Here is an 18499-nt window from a genome sequence, read left to right on the forward strand (position 1 = left end):
TCATTAAGCCTTCATAATGGATAAGAAAAAACAACGCAGCTTGAACAAGTGGCTTAAGCAACAGAGTAAGTTAGCGAAACGCTGGCTTATGATTGCGATTAGCCTTGGCGTACTTTCAAGCGTGTTCTTAATTGCTCAAGCAGCTCTTCTCGCCTCTATTCTTCACCAGCTGATCATCGAGAATGTCGATAAATCTGAACTGGTTGGTCATTTCGCAGGCTTGGCACTATCGGTCGTTGGCCGTGCTGGCTGTACATGGGGACGTGAAATCGCAGGTTATCGCTGTGGTGAACAGATCCGTGTTTACATTAGGCAGCTCATTCTCGATAAGTTACGCGAACTTGGCCCTGCTTACATCAAAGGCAAACCTGCGGGTACGTGGGCAACCCTGTTGCTAGAACAAGTAGAAGACATGCAAGACTTCTTCTCTCGTTACCTACCTCAGATGTCTCTGTCGGTAATGATTCCATTCATTATTTTGGTTGTGGTGTTCCCAGTAAACTGGGCAGCGGGACTGATCTTCTTGATTACGGCTCCACTGGTACCGATGTTCATGGCACTTGTTGGTATGAAAGCGGCCGATGCAAACCGTAAAAACTTCAAAGCGCTGCAGCGTCTTTCTGGTCACTTTTACGACCGTTTGCAGTCCATGACAACGATTCGTCTTTTCGACCGTACTAGCGCCGAAACCGAAGTATTGAAAGGTGCATCAGAGGTGTTCAGAACGCGCACCATGGATGTATTGAAGATCGCCTTCTTGTCTTCTGCTGTGCTTGAGTTCTTCACGTCTATCTCTATTGCGATGACAGCGGTTTACTTTGGCTTCACTTACATTGGCGAGCTTAACTTCGGCCACTACGGCGTTGGCATTACTCTATTCGCTGGTTTGTTTATCCTTATCTTGGCTCCTGAGTTTTACCAACCTCTGCGCGACTTAGGTACGTTCTACCATGCGAAGCAACAAGCGGTGGGCGCTGCCGAGAGTATTGTTGAGTTCCTAGAAACCGACATCACTAAGGTTAAATCAGGTGACACTGAACTAGACCCAGCTCAAGGCATCAATATTGAGGCTCAAGACCTGAAAGTGTTGAGCCCTGAAGGTGTTCAACTGGTTGGCCCTATCTCGTTTGCACTGAATACTCGCCAGTCGACTGCATTAGTTGGCCCAAGCGGTGCGGGTAAAACAAGTTTAATTAATGCCATTCTTGGTTTCATGCCTTATGAAGGAAGCTTGAAAATCAATGGTATTGAACTGCGTGATTTAGACTTGGCATCTTGGCGTAAGACGATCAGCTGGGTTGGTCAAAACCCATTGTTGCTTCATGGCAGCATTCATGACAACGTCACTCTAGGTAAGCAAGACATCACTGACCAAACCGTTCAAAACGCACTAGAGCAATCTTTTGCTAACGAATTTGTAAACGAGCATGGCTTGGATTACATGATTTCTGATCGTTCAGGAGGCCTATCTGTTGGTCAATCTCAGCGTTTGGCTTTGGCTCGTGCAATGATTCAAGACGGCCAATTCTGGTTGTTAGATGAACCTACAGCCAGCCTAGATACTCGCAGTGAGCAGCTCGTGATGAAAGGCATCAATAGCAATATTGAAAGCCGCACTGCCCTGCTTGTGACGCACCAACTTGCTCCTCTTCAATCGGTCGATAACATTCTGGTTATGCGCGATGGTGGTCTTGTGGAACAAGGTCATTACTCTCAGCTTTCGACTGCGGGTGGTTTATTCGAAGAGATGCTGAACGCGAACTTAGCTCAACAAGACAATAAGGGTAATTTAGATGCGTGATTTACTGCCTTACCTGAAACTCTATAAAAAGCATTGGTTTGGCCTATCGCTAGGCATGCTATTGGCTTTTGCTACTCTGTCGGCTTCTATCGGCTTGTTAACGCTATCGGGTTGGTTCATTTCAGCTTCTGCGGTTGCAGGCCTTACGATTGCGCGTGAAACCTTCAACTACATGCTACCGGGTGGTGGTGTACGTGGTTTGGCAATGAGCCGTACTGCGGGTCGTTGGGGGGAACGTGTTGTGAGCCATAATGCAACATTCAAACTGTTAACTGATTTACGTATATTCTTCTTCAAGAAGCTAGCTCCGCTGATCCCAGGCCGTATCTCAAACCTTCGTGATGCTGACCTTCTCAACCGTTTGGTTGCTGATGTCGACGCCATGGACCACGTTTACTTGCGCTTAGTAAGCCCTGTGACGGTGGGTGTGTTCGGGATATTCTTCCTGACTCTGTTCTTAATGTGGTTCGATAGCTCACTAGGTTTGATCTTGGGTTCTATCCTTCTGATCATGCTGTTGGTTTGGCCAATCTTGTTTTACAAGCTAGGTAAACGTAACGGTGGTGAACTGACACAGAACAAAGCCGATCTTCGTGTGACTACGCTAGATTGGATTGAAGGCTACAGCGAACTGACTCTGTTCGGTGCTGAAGAGCGTTACCGTAATGCGATTCTAGAAACGCAACACAAGCTGATGGCGAATCAGTTTGTAAACGCCAACCTAACCGGTATGGCTTCAGCAGCGCTAATGCTGTTCAACGGTTTGACGCTGGTTCTTATGCTTTGGCTTGCGGCTGACGGTGTGGGTGGCAATGCACCAGATCCGTTCATCGCGCTAATGGCGTTCGCTACTATGGCAAGTTTTGAATTGTTGATGCCAATCGCAGGCGCGTTCCAGCATTTAGGTCAGACTCTGTCTTCAGCACGTCGCTTAAACGAAGTGATTCTGTCGGAGCCTGAAGTTCAGTTTGCTGAAGAGAAACTCGACATCAACAAGCCGCTTGATATTACGTTCTCAAACGTGACGTTCAACTATCCTGATTCTGAGCGCAGTGTTCTGAACGCTGTTGACCTAACGATCCCTGCCACGCACAAGGTTGCGATTGTGGGTCAAACGGGTTCAGGTAAATCGACTCTGATTCAGCTTCTGACTCGCTACTGGGATCCTAAGAAGGGTTACATCTCAATCGCGGGCATTGAACTAACACAATGGAACGAGTCACAACTGCGTGAATCAATCAGTGTGGTAAGCCAGCGTGTCGACATCTTGAATGGCAGCCTACGCGACAACTTGTTGATTGCGAAACCAGATGCCAACGATGAGCACCTAGCGAATATTCTAAAAGATGTTGGTCTAGAAAAGCTGCTTGAGAATGACGGTCTTGATAGCTGGTTGGGTGACGGTGGTCGTCAACTGTCTGGTGGTGAGAAGCGCCGTATTGGTATCGCACGTGCCATTCTTCATGATGCCCCTATCCTGCTTCTAGATGAGCCAACAGAAGGCTTAGATAAGCAAACAGAACACAGCATTATGACGCTGTTCGAGAAGCACTTCGAAGGCAAAACGGTTATCTTCATTACGCACCGTTTGATTGGTCTGGAATCGATGGATTCTATCGTTCTGATTGAACAAGGTGAGATTGTTGAAAACGGCTCTCATGAGAAGCTATTAAACGAAGAAGGACGTTACTTCCAACTTCGTCAGGCAATCTAGCTTCTCATAAGGTATAGAGAAAACCATTCGAAGCCCGAGTTCATGCTCGGGCTTTTTTGTGTATCCATTCCATATAGTTTTATAAGCGTATGACATGTACAAACACTTACAGCCGCAGTTAGTGACCTGTTATCCTTGCACGCTTATTTGTGCTGAATGGTTGGTATTGAAGATAAAGGACCAAAATAACCAACAGCCTCAATATTGTTCTCATGCATACCCAGTCGAGGGTCTTCCTCAAGTCTTCTCAAAATATATTGTTCATTGTCATCTTTCTTGATTTTGTAAACCATGAGCGTTTGGTGTGAACGGAGAAATGCGTTCAGGTTGTTAGGCTTGCCTTCAACTACTTTATCACTACGCACAGTCATTAAGTAAATGGTATCAAGTAAGGTGCCATAATAGCCCGTGCCGACAGCATGAGTACCATCGTGATAAGCGGCTTGAGCTTTGAAACGACCATGAGAGCCAATGATGGTTACATCACGATCGTCAAAATGACTGGTTATTTTGAAGTCGCTCAACATGGCATTTGCCCAAGGTACAAGTAGTGGCAATACAAGTAAGGCAATGATGGATAGAACCTGAGTTTTTCTCGTTAATCCCATACTTTTAACCGTCCTTGAATTACGACTTGGTCGAACTTCTTCTTAATGTCGTCTTTCTGCAATAACCCAATAACTTTGCCATTTTGCTCAGCGATGCGCACGTGGGTTAAACCTCTAAAATAATTTTCCAAGTCCCTCGCCACAACCTTGGCTGCAAACTCGGGGTCAAGGTTCGCTTCATAATCACCATCTAAGGAAAAGAAATACAAAGAATCTCCCAATGATGCGTAGATGCCTCGATGAACTCGATATACCTGCCCTTCATAACTGTGGATGGTCTTATAAAAACCTGATTTTGCGTTGAGGATAATATCGTGGTCATCGTCTTCAAAGTGAGCATAGCCAGAAAAGTAAGTACCCAAAGACAAAAACCACGGCACCAAAAACAGCACCACAATAAAAAGCCCAATCCGTAGGCTCAGAGGTTTAAGGCTAACCACCAGCACCTCCACCGAAACATTCAAAGCACTCGAAGGCCTCGCGATAAACAAAGTAGAACATCATCAGGCCAATAAAGAGGGCGATGGTGACTTCCCAAACTATGGGCTTCTTGCACCAACGTTGAAACACGTTAGAGGCAGAAGACACCGGTGGTTCCTGAGTTGACAACAGTATTTCTGCAGGGTCTTCTAGTATCTGGGAAGCAAGCTCTTGAGGTGTCTCTTTTTTAAGCTTTAATTCGTGAAGATCAATGACGGTTTCATTATTTGCAGCAGATTCGTCATGCGCAATTTCGATATTTTTAGCATTGATGAACACATACCCTTCCCCTGGCAAGTTATTCACTTCAAATCCAATCTCTAAGCTGTCTAATTTTTTTCTCAACTTCATGATAGCAACAGCTAAAGAGTTGTCTCCGACGACTCGACCAGGCCAACCTTTTTCAATTAAAACCTGCTTCTCAATCACTTCTCCATGTGATTCACAAAAAGCCAACAGTAAATTGTACTCACTTCGGTTCAGTTCTAAGGATTGGTTTTCTTGTCCAGAGTCACTGCCTATCAAAGTAATTGTTCGTCTTACTGTATCTATCGATAGCTTTTTAAACATTCTTTTTCCTGAATTACCACCATCTACTAAAAGTAGACTAAAAAAAACATAAAATCAAAATTATCAATCAGTTAACAAAATAAAATCCAACAAATTAAATAATATTAACCGCACATAAAGCACTATTAACGGGCTTTTATTTCCAATTCCGACGTCATTGGAGTCAAATCAACCACATCGAAAGTATGCATGTGATTTCAATTTAAATTCAATGCACCTTTTAATTTTATACATACATTTACAAACAATAGGAAAGAAACATGAAACTTAATAACTTTCTCGTGATGGGCGCGACAGTATTCGCAATGACATCAGGTTCGGTATACGCGGCAGATGACGTAGCGACAGCAGATGCAATTTGGACTGGTGTGATAGGGAGCTCAGTTCCAAGTTCAAACCTTATCATCACTGGCTTAGGTGGTGGCGATATTCAAACTGGTGAGCTGTACATCAAATCTGACGGTACATTTACCTCTTCAGAATTGATTTTAGAGTCACGTCAATTTGACTCTGACACTTCTGAAACAGGCAACAGACAACCAGGCGCTACCTGGACTTACCTCACATCACAGGTTTTGATTGGGGGACAAGTTTCTGATGAAGCTCAAGTGAAAGTTTTCAACGACGGTGAAGAGCTAACACAGACAACTCCGACCGTAGTAGAGGAGTCATATGTAAATCTTACCGTGAAGAACGAGACTGAAGTTAAAAATATCCCAGTACAAGACAGTGCTGTTGTCTCAGTGCAAATGGCAGCTAGCTACGTAGAACAACTTTAAGTCGTTTGGGGAAAGCTGTGAATTACTTAACTCGCCCACTTCTCGTTCTGTTGACTGCAGGCGTTATGAGCTTTTATGCCAATGCAGAAACTCATACGTTCCAGTTAACGAGCGATATCGATAAAAAGAATTTTTTCTCTTATCAGATTACAGAGGTCGCGTTTTCCCCTTCTTCATTGACGCTAAGAGCCGATCCAGAGACCGACTCTTTCCGTGATGCGACAACTCAGCTATTGGTTGAAACCGACATTCCAAGTTCAGACCAATCGACTCGGTTCCAGTTATTCATGACGAGCAATACTGCGCAGTGTTTCAACATTGATAAGCAAGCATTACCAACGCCTGCTGACCTTGTCGATGTCACTGTCGCGGATCAGCCCTTAACGTCATCGAACCCAGTTCTGATGGATTTCAATACCACATCAGACGACCTAAAGAGTGGCGAGTACGACGTCACCTTATCCTTTGGGGCTTTACCGACAGGCTCAAACCTGTGTCAAGGCCAGTTATCTGTTTTAGCGGAGCTTTCACTGTGAAAAATAGCACGTTTATTACAACAACGATCTTAGGTTCGTTGACCTTGTCACAACTGGTTTTTGCTAATGGAAACACTTTAATCCCAGCGGGATTTGAAGATTTTTATTCGCAACAAGAGCGCGATGTCGAGATAAAAAACATTGATGGTCGTTACATGACGATTCCTATGTCGGTAACTTACGATTCAGTGCAATTCAGCAACCCTGAAGATGCAACTGCCGTTGCAAGTGAACTGATGTCATCAGGATTAAATGAGCATACAGCAACACAGATAGTTGCTGGGCTTACTCGTGGCCAGTCGAATACAGTCGATTGCCAAGGTGATCTGAACTTATGTAGCCTGACACCGAAAAGCTACGACACATTTTATGACTACCACTCAAACAAGCTGTACCTCTATGTGAATAAAGAACTGCTTGAGGAGAGTAAACCGAAAGCACTCAAGAAGCATTACGCGTCGACTTACAACGCAAATCCGGGCTTGATTAACAACGCAAGCTTGTACACATCAAGCGATTTTACTAATAACTTGAATGTGAATTTAAGCGATCAATTCATCTTGGGGCTGCCTTATGGCTCAGTTCATGTCGATACCTATCTGAGCAACCAAGAAGATGCATCTGAACTGAATTACGGTTACTACAACCTAGAGTACCAAAACCTGCGTTTAACAGCAGGCTACCACCAAGATCGCTTGGCGCTAAACAGCACCTCTTTCTTGCTCAACAGCACGCAATATCATGACGTAAACGTGAATTTGTCTTCGAGCAAGAACCTAAGCCGTACACCTAAAAACGAAGACCAATCGCTGTACTTCTATGCGCAAACACAAGGCGTACTCAAGATATTCCGCGATGAACAAATCATCGTGCAACAGTCTGTACAAGAAGGCCAAGGCAGCATCAGCTACTCAGAGCTACCAAATGGCGTTTATGACGTAACCGTTGAGATCTCCGTGGGTACCCAAGTGGTTTCTTCTGAATCGGTACGAATTTATAACGCGAATACAGACACATTGAATACTGGCGAATTCGATTACTCGATCGCCGCGGGCCAATTTCAAGACAACGACACTTATCAAAGTGACGAAGACCAACCATCAGGGATGTCTTCAACGAATGAATTCGAAGGCGTGGCATTCCTTCAAGGTGGGTTGGCTTATAAATGGTCGGACACACAAACGGTCGCGATTGGTAGCACTTTGACCAACGAACATGCGATGGGCCAATTGGGTTTTAAAGGCTACCTGCCATTCGATAGCCGTTATGAAATGTTCCTTTCGAACATCGATAGCGAAGCTTGGTATTTGTCTGGTTATTGGAACCTTGGCAGCTTGGGCTTTACCTATGAGCGCCTAAACAACCCAGACCAAAACCCATTTGCAGAATACTTATACGGCGTAAGTGACAAAGAACAGCTCGGTATTTCCACCAGCTACACCATTGGTGAGACGGTGCGTGGGTATAGCTCAGTGAATTACATCGAACAAAGTAATTTATACAACAGTTCGCTAAGTAACTGGTCACTGTCTTCTGGTTTAAGTTCGCCGTTTATTGTCGATTCAACTCTCGACCTGAACGTCACTTTTAACAATGAGCAACTGACATCCAATTGGGACGATGGTGAGCTCTCCATCTCTCTAAATTGGTCGGTACCTCTTTCATCGAAGCTGACTGGCAACACGGGTTTCACCGTCACAGAGAATGGCTTTAGCCAATACACCAACAGCTTAGAGACACAAGATTTAGTCGAAGATCAAGATACAGATTTACGACTTACTGCCAGTAACAGTTACTACGTTAACTCGCCTAATGCGGCGGTGACAAATGTAACAGCGTATGCCGCACAACGTGATGAGCATTACCAAGCTGACGGCTTTGTCTACGCGGCGAACAATGGCGAAAAAGCGTTAAACGCGACATTACGCAGTACCCAAATTATTGGTGGCGAGAGCGTGAGTTTCACTACAGCACAAAGTGATGCTTATGTGATCGTAGATACCCAAAATAACATCCGCTTTGATGCCGATGAACGCAAAACCAAAGGGTTGGTGGTAGTAAGAAGCGATGACCAAGTGATGAACAAACAATACATCTACGACGACCGAGCGGTCATTACGTTAGATGATTACCAAGCCGCAACCATCGAGCTTGATGTCGAGAGCGTTGCTTTGCACAACACTGGCCAACAATCAGTGACGGGATATACACACCCAGGTTCGGTGATTGAATTGAACTCAAATGTGAGCCGTGTGATCAGCTTTGTTAGCAAATTCAAAGATATTTTCGGCAATGATGTACACGACATTGCATGTGAAGGCCCGGCTTGTTTGAACGTATCAAGCATTACGTCTGGCATTCACAAAGTCGATGTACAAGAAGGTCAACAGTTCGCGCTAACCAGTAACGGCCAGCAATGTTACTTACCGTCTGTCGATGATGCGAAACAACTGAACTTTGGTACTAACTTCTGCCAACCAAACTTGAATCCAATGGAATCAATGATGTTGGTAAGTAACAACGAAGAAATAAACGTGATGTACATCGGTGAATTCGATGACATCAACACACTGAACGAACAATTGCATGCACTGACTGACAGCGGGATGGAGTTGATTACCACGCGTCTAGGTCGTACTTCTTTTGTTTACCTGACTGTAAATAAGGATCTTCAACTCAGTCATCAACAACGTCAACACATAGAAAATGTTGCTCGCTACGCCAATTCGGAATCGCTACGAGAGCACAACTTTGTACTTAACCGACCTGAAGGTAACTGATTATGAAAAAGCTTCCTATTTTACTGACTGCTGCTCTTGCAACCTCTGTTAACGCGATGAACGTTGATACCATGTTGTTGGTTGGAGACGAATACGGTAACGGCGTATTCACTTTGACTAACAGCAACAAGATCACGGAATTCATCCAATCCAACATTACTCAATTGGTGGTTGAAAACGGCGAAATCACGCGTGTTCCGTACTCAGAAAACAACTTTGAAGATTGGCGAGTAACGCTGACTCACAACAAAACCATCCTAGAACCACATCGTCAAAAGCAAATTGGCGTGCGCTCTTTGTGTGGTAACAAATGTGACTTCACTGAAGACCAGTACTACCTCGTCAGCTTTGAGCCTTCTCCATACGATCCAGAAGGCAAGCTTAATTCAGCTGTGACGATTAACTTTGGCTACCGTCCTTTGTTTGTTATCCCAGCACAAGTTCAAGATATTGATTATTCGATTTCTTTAGACCAAGGCCAACTGCACATCAACAACACAGGTAACAGCTTTGTGCGTGCCTATATCGATCAATGCACTGATGAAGTAACAGAAGATTGTGAAGTCACGATCATGTCTCTAGCTGGCCGTAAACGTAACTACCCTCTGCCGGAAAACATTGACCTATCGGATCTAAAAGTCACCGTTGTTAACCACGACGAAAGTTACCGCCAAGATGAAACTCTGAGCGAGAACAAATAATGAAACGACTAGTTCTATGGTCGCTACTGTTCGCGGCTATGCCAAATTACGCAGCCACTCTCAACATTAAGATTGAGGGACAACAGATACGCTTTGAAAACGCCATCACGCTCGGTGGAAATAACTACACTTTGAGTGATTGGTCTATCGCGAGTGGCCTCTCGACAACGAGTCAGTTTTTGCCAAGTGCGTTTGTTACCGACAAGCCTGACACCATGACATTAACCAGTAATGCTGGTCAAAGTGTGGAAGCGGCAATTGCGGTCAATGGTCTGCAATACAATACGGCATCAAACCCTTTCACGCGCGGTGACAACCTGTTCGTGACACCGGTATGCAGCCAATCTCAATTGTCAGGAAACATCGTTACGCTTCATGACAGCGATACACAAAACTGCAGTGCGGATTTCTCACTGGAGTATCCGCAATCCATCACGCCGTTTTATTTTTATCGCCCGACCTTCGAGATAGACACAGCCTCACTATTGAACGCACTTCAAGGTCAGGCAAAAGGTGTCTACACGGCAACGATCCCTGCAGACATCAAATACTACTACCGCTCTGCCGGTGGCGCGCTAACCTACCGAATTTTGCCTGACGTTTTTACCGTCAATATCGACTACACACCGAACAGCTTAGAGAGCATCGATGTGGTAGGTGATGGCGTACTGAGCCCAGTGTACGACACAACCAACCATACCGTCTCAGCTCAAACCACATTCAATATCACGGCAATTGGCCAGTTCAGTACTGGCTTATCGATGACGCTACTCACCAATGAGTTTGATCTGACATCTGCGTCAGGTAAAACATCGATTCCCTATTCCATCCAGTGCAATGAAGCGAACTGTGAGGATACAGATTGGGTTAAAAATGGCGTCAATCAACTCGACAATAATCAAACCAGCTATGTGATTCAGTCACCGAGCTCAGTGATCAATTTCGATCTTAGTGTTAACTACCAGAATATTCCTTCGACAGACGTTGAAACCGGTACTTATTCAGGAAACTTCACTGTGATGTTTGAGGAATTGTACTAATGAAACTATCGACTTTTTCTTTCGGTGACGCCTTAGCGACGAAATACGTTATCGCCGGAGCCTTAATCCTGCCTAACCTATGCTTGGCCGACACTTCTCCATTTTACATCGGAGCTGACGTCACTAATGCAGGCAAGACAAACTCTGAGGTGTCTGACACCGCCTTTGGTGGTCAAATTCTATTGGGTTACGACCTAAACAAAACGTGGTCTGTGGAAGCCAGCACTGGCTTTTACGGACACATTAAAACCATCAAAGAACCAGACTACCCTTATTCGGAAGTTGAGGAACAGAGGTTCAACAGCACCGATATTTCGTTACTCGGGACAATCCCACTGTCACACCATTACAACCTATACGCAGGCGCGGGGTCGTTACTGGAGGGCAATACATGGTCTCCTATCAGCCAACTTGGTTTGGAGTATGAATTCGACGAGCATCTCACCATGAAGTTCGGTTATAAGTTCATCTTCAGCGATGACCCAGAAAAAGATCTGCAAGTTCTCAGTGTGGGCATGCGCTACCATTTCCCGACACAAAATGAATCAGTCCCTGAACCGGTGGTGTACGACGACATTTCAGTCTCTTCTACGTCAGAAATGACAGTGTATGAGCCCAAGCTGGAACCTCAAATCTGCGCGTCTATTCGCTACGTTGTGAAGCAAGACGACTGGTTGATGAAAATCGCTAGGGAACACCAGATCAGTTTTGAAGATTTCAAACAGCTAAACCAAGGCTTTAACGACCTTACAGACATAAATTTAATCTATACCGGGGATGTCGTGTTAATTCCTAATACACACTGCGAATAAACTATGTTGTTGTACCTAAATTCAAAGCGAGATGCATTAGAACTCTATGACGGAGAACCACTCGCTCTGTTGCACTCCGTTTCTCTAAGCACCATCGAGTTTAATGTTCTGCATGTTCTCTATGACAACAGTTATAAGCCGTGCAGTCGTCAAGAATTGAAAGATGCGGGCTGGCCAGATCGTGTTGTTGGTCCTAATTCGTTGAATGTCTGCATTATGCATCTGAGGAAGAAGCTTAAAGGCATCATTGATGACTCAGAAATAAGAGTAGTGCCGTCACATGGCTACAAGCTGTTAATTCCGACTTCCATTCAGTTGGTTGGAGAAGGCGAATTGCCCAACATCAAACGGAGTGCGAATTCTAAACGACTTAAAGTCTCAGGTACTGATCCTTTAAGCCCTCTATCAGTGGAAAACAGAGCGAAGAGAAAACATATTAAACCGAGCATTGCCAGTTGCCGTCATTCTCGCCAGCAAACTCGCTGGGAAGACCTGATACTGACGATAGGTATCTGGATTTATGCTTTTGCGCTTTATCACTCAATTTACAACTGAGGTTGCCATGCGGCTCAAACGACCATTACTCATTATCTTCGCCATTTTGGCTATTCCCTATATCAATGCCACAGGCGGAGAGTTTTCAATTTATGGCTTCACCAACAACCAGCATGTTGAAACGCACTTGCAGTTTACCCATGGTTTCTACTCATCAGTGCAGTTCATGCCAAATGAAGTAGTCAGAAATGGTTATGGGGTTTACGCCGTGTTTAACGACACTGTGTTTATGCTGTCCTTGAATAAGAACTACCAATTTCTAAACCAGAAACTCGATGACAGCCAAGTACTTGAAACCGATTCAATCCAACATTTATCAAAAATCAACATTGCACAGTTGAGCTCAGATGAACACACTATTTATATACAACAACGACTAGAATATGAAAAGATCGATAATATCCAATTTAAAGGTGAGCTGGGGTTCTGGTAAATTTTCATTGTGGAAGATTTCGTTAATCCTCTCAGTTCTCATGATATTTAGCCCTTGGTTACGACTAGTTGGCTATCAATTTACCCTCGAGAGCCAACTGACTAACCCTGAACGCTCACTTTATGTGTATGCTAACCACGGATTCTTCACTTTCGTATCCACATTGTCAGACGGCACAACAAGAAAAAGCTCAGGCCTTGTCGGCTTAACCAATAACACTCTTTATTTCCTTACCTTGAAAAGCGATTATCTTCATATGGGGGATAGTTTATCACCAGCTCTAAAACGCGATCTTATCAATGTAAATAATCATTTTTTCGATGCTCGCCTAAAGAACAGATTCAATGGAGAAATACAGATGTCTTACGATGAAGAGATCGCATATGAAGGTGTCCAAACTCAAATTGCAATAATAAAAGGCACGTATCCAGCTATCCGATAATTCATTAATAACGCAACCTACGGCTACATTCAGGCCGAAAAATATCTATCTACCTCAATAATTAGGGAGCTGAAAAGCTCCCTAATCTGATCGTTGACTCTTATTTATAAGTGAACACCGCTACTCACTATGAATTTCAGCCACAGGCTTAATTTTCTATTCATCAGTAGTACAAGCCCCTATAAACACGACAAACACTCGGCGATTAACGCGCCGGCTTTCTTTAACGCTTATTGAACGCAGGTTGCCATTGATACCAATCTTAGTAAATAACTGGTTATTCTATCTGGTTAAAGCTCTCGATAACGGTGTTAGAATTTTGGCTGTAGAATCACTACTTATCAATAAATACGTTAAATTTTCGATAGCGACGATTAATAAAAAGCCCCCAATAATTGGGGTTCCAACTCTTGGGGGCAGTTCATATACGGTGGCTTTTAAATAAACAAGTAACTATTCAATTTTCTGTAAAATATAATTGGGACATTTTTCTTTAACTTAATAATTAGTAAAATATGCATCTGTTACATAAGTATCGATACCAACAGCAGCATCATGCCCAGTGTAAATTCTACTACCTATTTGTATCCAATACGTTTGGTTTGGGTTTATACCCGACCAGTTCATATCACCTTTGTAAATTGGATTTTCAGGCTTATCTGATGTAGCAGCATTGTATATTTCTAACATACCATCGTTCACTTGGATCCATAAGTGACGCTCTGGTGTTGAAAGATCCATATTCGTTTGGTCATACAGCTCCCAACCAGAAACTACTTTTGCATTTTGGTACCAGTAATCATTCACAACCTCAAAAGATTTACTTGTTTTAGGAGAAGATGGCCAGTTTGTACTTCCCCACTCAACAGATGGTTGGGATGACTCTTGCTGTACCGCAAAGGAAAATCGGCCATTTTGAGGCGCCAGTCCCCCCGCATCTTCAACCTTCATATAGACAACAAAGTTTTCACCGACATAATCTTGCTGATAAACATTGATTGTACGTAAGTTTCCACCACCATTGCGACCTTCTAATATTGGTATGCCAAAATCAGTTAAAGGCTTTAATGCCTCTTGCTCAGCAGCAAGTCGTTTCCATTTATCGCTATCGGTTAAATCCAACTGAGAATCTGCGGCTTCAGATTTAAACACTATAGAATCGACTTTCGAAGCACTCGAATGACCGGAAAGTACCGCATTATTGAACGAAGTATCGGTGTAAGAGTCGCTTAACGCCCCGGTAGCATCAGTTACTACTTCCAATTCCGATTGGTAGTTTGAAAATACACCCTTATTTCGTTCAGAGACTAATTTAACGTTTTGAAAAGGTGCTCGGTTGCCATCTGGATCCGTAATAACACCATCTAGATTAAACTTAACACCATTGATAAAGCTATATTCTAAAGTTGTCGTAAAATCTTGAACGGCTTCGCTGTCTAACATCACACAAGTCGCGAAACCTACGTCTCCATCCTTCAAAAATTCAGACGTAACTCCATCAGTAGCACCAAAGCTAGTACCTGATACTTCAGAGGCCATATCTGCACTCAGAAATAGAGTCCCTGCTGGCCAGTTTTTAGACTCGAATAAGTTTCCTTGATTCGTCAAAAGCAATTCCCATTCACGCCTTATCGGTAAACGTCCGTTTCTCGATGCACAATAGGCTTGCGCTTGTTCTAAATTCATTGTGACAACTTCTGAACCTTTAGGGCCAGAAGTCCCATCTTGAGTCTGGTAACTTGTATAAGCGGAATTCGTGTAGTCCGCTAATACCTTGCTTGTAGGTGCCGTAAAGGTAAGATCGGCACCTATCGTTGAATCATAAATCGTAATATCATCCCAATCTTGCATGAGACTAAAATCAGGCTCTACTTCAATATAAACCTGTCCAACAGCATACCCACCACGTCCGTCTGTTACCGTATAAGCGACTTCATGCGGACCCGCTTCTGATGATTGAAACGTAAAAGTGTGCTCAGTTGTTGAGGTGATTTCCGTTTCTGCGTTATAAGCGCGCACAGAATCTAATACCACACTATCTTCAGCGTCCGATATAGAGTCGGTTAGGTCGATTTCAACCGACATATCTTTGGCAAGTTTACCTTCTCGAATATAGTTATTAGCTATTGGTGGTGTATTTCCAGTATCAGAAACCGCTACGTCAATATTTCCAAGTTTGGTGGAAGAATCGTCACTCATTGAGTACATAATACGTGTCACACCAACCTCTACCGGTGTATATGTGATCGTATTGTTTATTGAGTCGACTTCAACTGACCCCGATCCTAATAAGCTTATCTCTTCCGACACCGAATATGTCGAAGTATCTAAATCACTCTCTAGCTCTTCAGAAAGGTCGATCGTTACTGGCGTCTCAATATTGGTCGTTTCTGACAAGTTCGGTAACGTATTTTCTTCAGCGGTTTCAGAAACTGATACCCTTACGAGTGATGAAGCTTGCCCAGCGTAAACATCTTGCTCAACGGGTTCTATTGTATATTCAAATTGACATTCGCCGATTTCACTCGACAAGGTGGTAAACGACATATCTTCAACTGACGTTATTTCACAAGTCGCGCCATGATTAACTTGCTTCACTGACGTTAAACGAAAATCAATGCCTGAATCTACTTTGACAACAGTTTGAGACTCAATATTGACTAACGCTTTTGATTGAATTACTGAAGCTTCAATAGGTACTTCTAAGGGAGAAGATGGTTGTTGAGGTTGAGAAGTTGAACCAGAATCACCAGAGCCACCACCACACCCAAATAAGGCTGAAGTACCGGCCGTGATCAAGACGTATTTTAATAATTTCAACACAAACGCTCCTATAGATATGCGGCAAAGTTAGCCGTTACAACATAAGCTTCAACATCTTCATAATTCGTTGAGCCTCCAGCGCCAACCCAATAAGGCTTGTTCGGATCGATCGCCCCCCAATCAAAAGGAACGATAAAGTCAGGTTCTGCAGGTCTTACCGCTGTAGATGATGAATAGTGATAGAGGCGATCTCCTTTCTTTTGAAACCACAAGTATCTATCGACATGTTGAACATCGGCATTTGTAGCCCCTACGAAATTGTTAAAACCCAAGTAAAAATTGAATTCATTCTTAAAAAAGTGAGTGACAATATTGAATGTATCGTTTGTCAGAGGCGCTCCAGGCTGCGATCTAGTTACGTCATACCAACTCGTATTCGGCATGTTTCCCTGCTGTTGTATAAAAAACGAAGTAGCACCATGAGTAACATTTCCGAGGTTTCGGATGAGCAAAGACATAATGAAATCGTTGCCATCGAAGCTCTCTTTATAAACCGAGCTGCTGCCCATGCCATCTGGTGAATTATATGAAAACAGAACAGGGAGACCATTTGAGCCTATTTCAGGCAGTGACAGATCATATCGAATATCAACATGATTCCACTTAGTCGGTTCTTTGGTATCAAGAGATGATGCACCCTCGTCCGGTAAAAATGGGTATAACTCGTTAATAGAGCTGACTTTTAGCGATATCACCGACTTATTGAAGGCGGTATCAAAGTAACTCACTTGTGCTAAACCACTTTCATTTAGAGTGAGATGTTCGGAAGATAGCCCTGAATCAAAAACACCGTTCTCATCCATAGCTTCTAGCTCTATGTCCTGAAAGACACTCATTCCACCATCAGGATGAGTTACGGCGATTTGGTATTTATACTCATTTCCAGAAGCTGAGATTAATTGAACGTCTGATGAAAAATCACTCACACTCGGATTACTCAAATCCACACAAGTCGTGTACATACCAACAGTCTTTGACTGGTCATCGGTTGATCCATCATTTAAGTGAACAGTGACAGCGTTTGTTTCACTGACATTTTCCGCAGTCCAATACTTCTTACTTGTAGGCCAATTGTGGTTGGTGAAGGCACTGGTTTCGTTAGTAATGAGCGTTTCAAGCTCTCGCTGTAGAGGCAAACGACCACCTCGCACTTTGCAGTATTGGCGAGCTTGGCTAAGTGTTTGAGTCACAACTTCAGCGTCTTTCAACCCTTGCGTGCCATTTTCGACATAGGTGCCTGTATAAGAGGCATTGACGTAGTCTGCATACACTTTTGTCATTGGCGCAAAGAAGCGGATGTCTGAGCTGATCACAGGATCATGAGTAACAATATCTTCCCAATCTTGAATCAAAGAGAAATCTGGTTCGACTTCTATACGTGCCACTCCAGTGGTATAACCACCCATGTGATCGCTGACTGTGTACGCCACATCGTGCGAACCTGGCTGTGTAGACGAGAACTCAAATTTCGTATTGGTTACATCGGTTGGATCGTAAAGTGATGTTGTTGAATTGAAGTCTTGTACGCCGACAAGCTGTACATCATCGGAATCAACATCTGATATATAATCGGTTACATCCACGACAATTGTCTCACCCAATAATGCTAAATCACCAAAGGCGAAGTCTTCCGCTGTAGGTGCGGTATTGGAGGTCTCTTCCGAAGTCGCGATCGACAGTGAGCCTTGTTGAATCGACTCTCCGTTCTGGTAGCTGTAATACACCTCGGTTGGGCCTTTCGCCGTTGGCGTAAACTCAATTTGATGCTCGCCTGAGACGCGAGCTGTACCTGAGCCTAGGCTGATCACACTTTCTTGCAAGACAAAGTCATCACTTGGTAACGATGAACCTAACTCGCTCTCTAGATCAACAATAATCACCTGTGATTCGTGTGTTGATGCTGTAATACGTGGAAGAGTGGTAGATGAGTAATTCAGCCCCATAGCAACACGAGCGTATGAGGTTGCCACTGAAGTACCAGTTGTAGTGGTGACTTCATACTCGAATAAACAGTCATTAACATCAGACGAATAGACATTGAAACTGTCGTCATTAATACCTTGAACTTGGCAAGTATCACCAGATAGAGACTGAGCATTGCTTACGAAAAAATCTTGGTTATTTGATGTATGAACATACTCAATAAGGCCAATAGTGAGGTTTTGCTTTACCAGTGAGTTATCTTGAATATCTTGCGCAAAAATAGAGGCTGATTCTGTTGGAAATGCAATAACACCTTGCTCTCCACCGGAGTTAGATTCGCTACCACAACCTACCAGCAATACCGCTAAGCTGACTGAGGTAAACACATTTAGTGTTGAATTCCGTTTCAACAAATCACTGTTGAATAGATACATTAAAAGCACTCTGATTTATGAAATAGAGGGGTATAGTGCCCTCAGCTTCACTCCCACTCCATTAAATA

Annotated in this window: 16 protein-coding genes; 11 read left to right on the forward strand and 5 right to left on the reverse strand. The window is 43.6% G+C overall.

Translation table 11 applies throughout. The features are described 5' to 3' along the window. Positions 1-16: 16 nt before the first annotated feature. The gene (gene cydD / locus AB4407_RS06010) at positions 17-1801 is read left to right on the forward strand and encodes a heme ABC transporter permease/ATP-binding protein CydD (RefSeq protein WP_372119561.1); all 1785 of its coding nucleotides are present in this window, start codon (positions 17-19) and stop codon (positions 1799-1801) included. After that, the gene (gene cydC, locus AB4407_RS06015) at positions 1794-3515 is read left to right on the forward strand and encodes a heme ABC transporter ATP-binding protein/permease CydC (RefSeq protein ID WP_372119563.1); all 1722 of its coding nucleotides are present in this window, start codon (positions 1794-1796) and stop codon (positions 3513-3515) included. Before cydD ends, cydC begins: the two co-directional genes overlap by 8 nt. A gap of 143 nt (positions 3516-3658) precedes the next feature. Here cydC and AB4407_RS06020 read toward each other — a convergent pair whose 3' ends face one another. From AB4407_RS06020 to AB4407_RS06030, 3 genes are read right to left on the reverse strand one after another with little or no spacing between them, the layout of a single operon-like run. After that, entirely contained in the window at positions 3659-4123 is a 465-nt protein-coding gene (locus AB4407_RS06020) for a hypothetical protein (RefSeq protein ID WP_372119565.1), read from the reverse strand. Beyond that, a complete protein-coding gene (locus tag AB4407_RS06025; protein WP_372119567.1) occupies positions 4114-4563 on the reverse strand; it encodes a hypothetical protein in 450 nt (149 codons plus the stop codon). Before AB4407_RS06025 ends, AB4407_RS06020 begins: the two co-directional genes overlap by 10 nt. Continuing rightward, complete coding sequence (locus AB4407_RS06030; protein WP_372119569.1) at positions 4556-5173, reverse strand: transcriptional regulator; 618 nt, start codon at positions 5171-5173, stop codon at positions 4556-4558. The genes AB4407_RS06025 and AB4407_RS06030 overlap by 8 nt, the downstream gene beginning before the upstream one ends. 260 nt (positions 5174-5433) lie before the next feature. Between AB4407_RS06030 and AB4407_RS06035 the strand changes: the two genes are divergently transcribed. Genes AB4407_RS06035 through AB4407_RS06075 form a run of 9 tightly spaced genes read left to right on the forward strand, consistent with a single transcriptional unit; the run spans position 5434 to position 13251 of the window. Next, positions 5434-5952 (forward strand): hypothetical protein, encoded by a 519-nt coding sequence (locus tag AB4407_RS06035; protein ID WP_372119571.1) that lies wholly within the window; start codon positions 5434-5436, stop codon positions 5950-5952. Between the two features lie 17 nt (positions 5953-5969). Next, on the forward strand, positions 5970-6488 hold the full coding sequence (locus AB4407_RS06040) for a hypothetical protein (protein ID WP_372119573.1): 519 nt from the start codon (positions 5970-5972) through the stop codon (positions 6486-6488). Beyond that, positions 6485-9268, forward strand: coding sequence for a TcfC E-set like domain-containing protein (locus AB4407_RS06045; RefSeq protein WP_372119575.1), 2784 nt, complete (start codon positions 6485-6487; stop codon positions 9266-9268). Before AB4407_RS06040 ends, AB4407_RS06045 begins: the two co-directional genes overlap by 4 nt. 2 nt (positions 9269-9270) lie before the next feature. Beyond that, on the forward strand, positions 9271-9969 hold the full coding sequence (locus AB4407_RS06050; RefSeq protein ID WP_210449488.1) for a hypothetical protein: 699 nt from the start codon (positions 9271-9273) through the stop codon (positions 9967-9969). Further along, the gene (locus tag AB4407_RS06055; protein ID WP_372119577.1) at positions 9969-11009 is read left to right on the forward strand and encodes a hypothetical protein; all 1041 of its coding nucleotides are present in this window, start codon (positions 9969-9971) and stop codon (positions 11007-11009) included. The genes AB4407_RS06050 and AB4407_RS06055 overlap by 1 nt, the downstream gene beginning before the upstream one ends. Next, on the forward strand, positions 11009-11821 hold the full coding sequence (locus tag AB4407_RS06060) for an outer membrane beta-barrel protein (protein ID WP_372119579.1): 813 nt from the start codon (positions 11009-11011) through the stop codon (positions 11819-11821). The genes AB4407_RS06055 and AB4407_RS06060 overlap by 1 nt, the downstream gene beginning before the upstream one ends. Positions 11822-11824: 3 nt before the next feature. Further along, entirely contained in the window at positions 11825-12376 is a 552-nt protein-coding gene (locus AB4407_RS06065) for a transcriptional regulator (protein ID WP_372119581.1), read from the forward strand. A 7-nt stretch (positions 12377-12383) separates the two neighbouring features. Continuing rightward, a complete protein-coding gene (locus AB4407_RS06070) occupies positions 12384-12809 on the forward strand; it encodes a hypothetical protein (RefSeq protein WP_372119583.1) in 426 nt (141 codons plus the stop codon). Continuing rightward, positions 12760-13251: a hypothetical protein gene (locus tag AB4407_RS06075; RefSeq protein WP_372119585.1), complete on the forward strand. Its 492-nt coding sequence runs from the start codon at positions 12760-12762 to the stop codon at positions 13249-13251. The genes AB4407_RS06070 and AB4407_RS06075 overlap by 50 nt, the downstream gene beginning before the upstream one ends. A 498-nt stretch (positions 13252-13749) precedes the next feature. On the opposite strand, the gene AB4407_RS06080 is transcribed toward AB4407_RS06075, so the two are convergent. Together AB4407_RS06080 and AB4407_RS06085 are read right to left on the reverse strand one after the other, a co-directional pair. Then, positions 13750-16074 (reverse strand): Ig-like domain-containing protein, encoded by a 2325-nt coding sequence (locus AB4407_RS06080; protein WP_372119587.1) that lies wholly within the window; start codon positions 16072-16074, stop codon positions 13750-13752. 8 nt (positions 16075-16082) lie between these two features. Next, positions 16083-18431 (reverse strand): hypothetical protein, encoded by a 2349-nt coding sequence (locus tag AB4407_RS06085; RefSeq protein ID WP_372119589.1) that lies wholly within the window; start codon positions 18429-18431, stop codon positions 16083-16085. Positions 18432-18499: the final 68 nt, after the last annotated feature.

The organism is Vibrio sp. 10N.261.46.E11, assembly GCF_041472735.1.
Classification (GTDB): domain Bacteria; phylum Pseudomonadota; class Gammaproteobacteria; order Enterobacterales; family Vibrionaceae; genus Vibrio.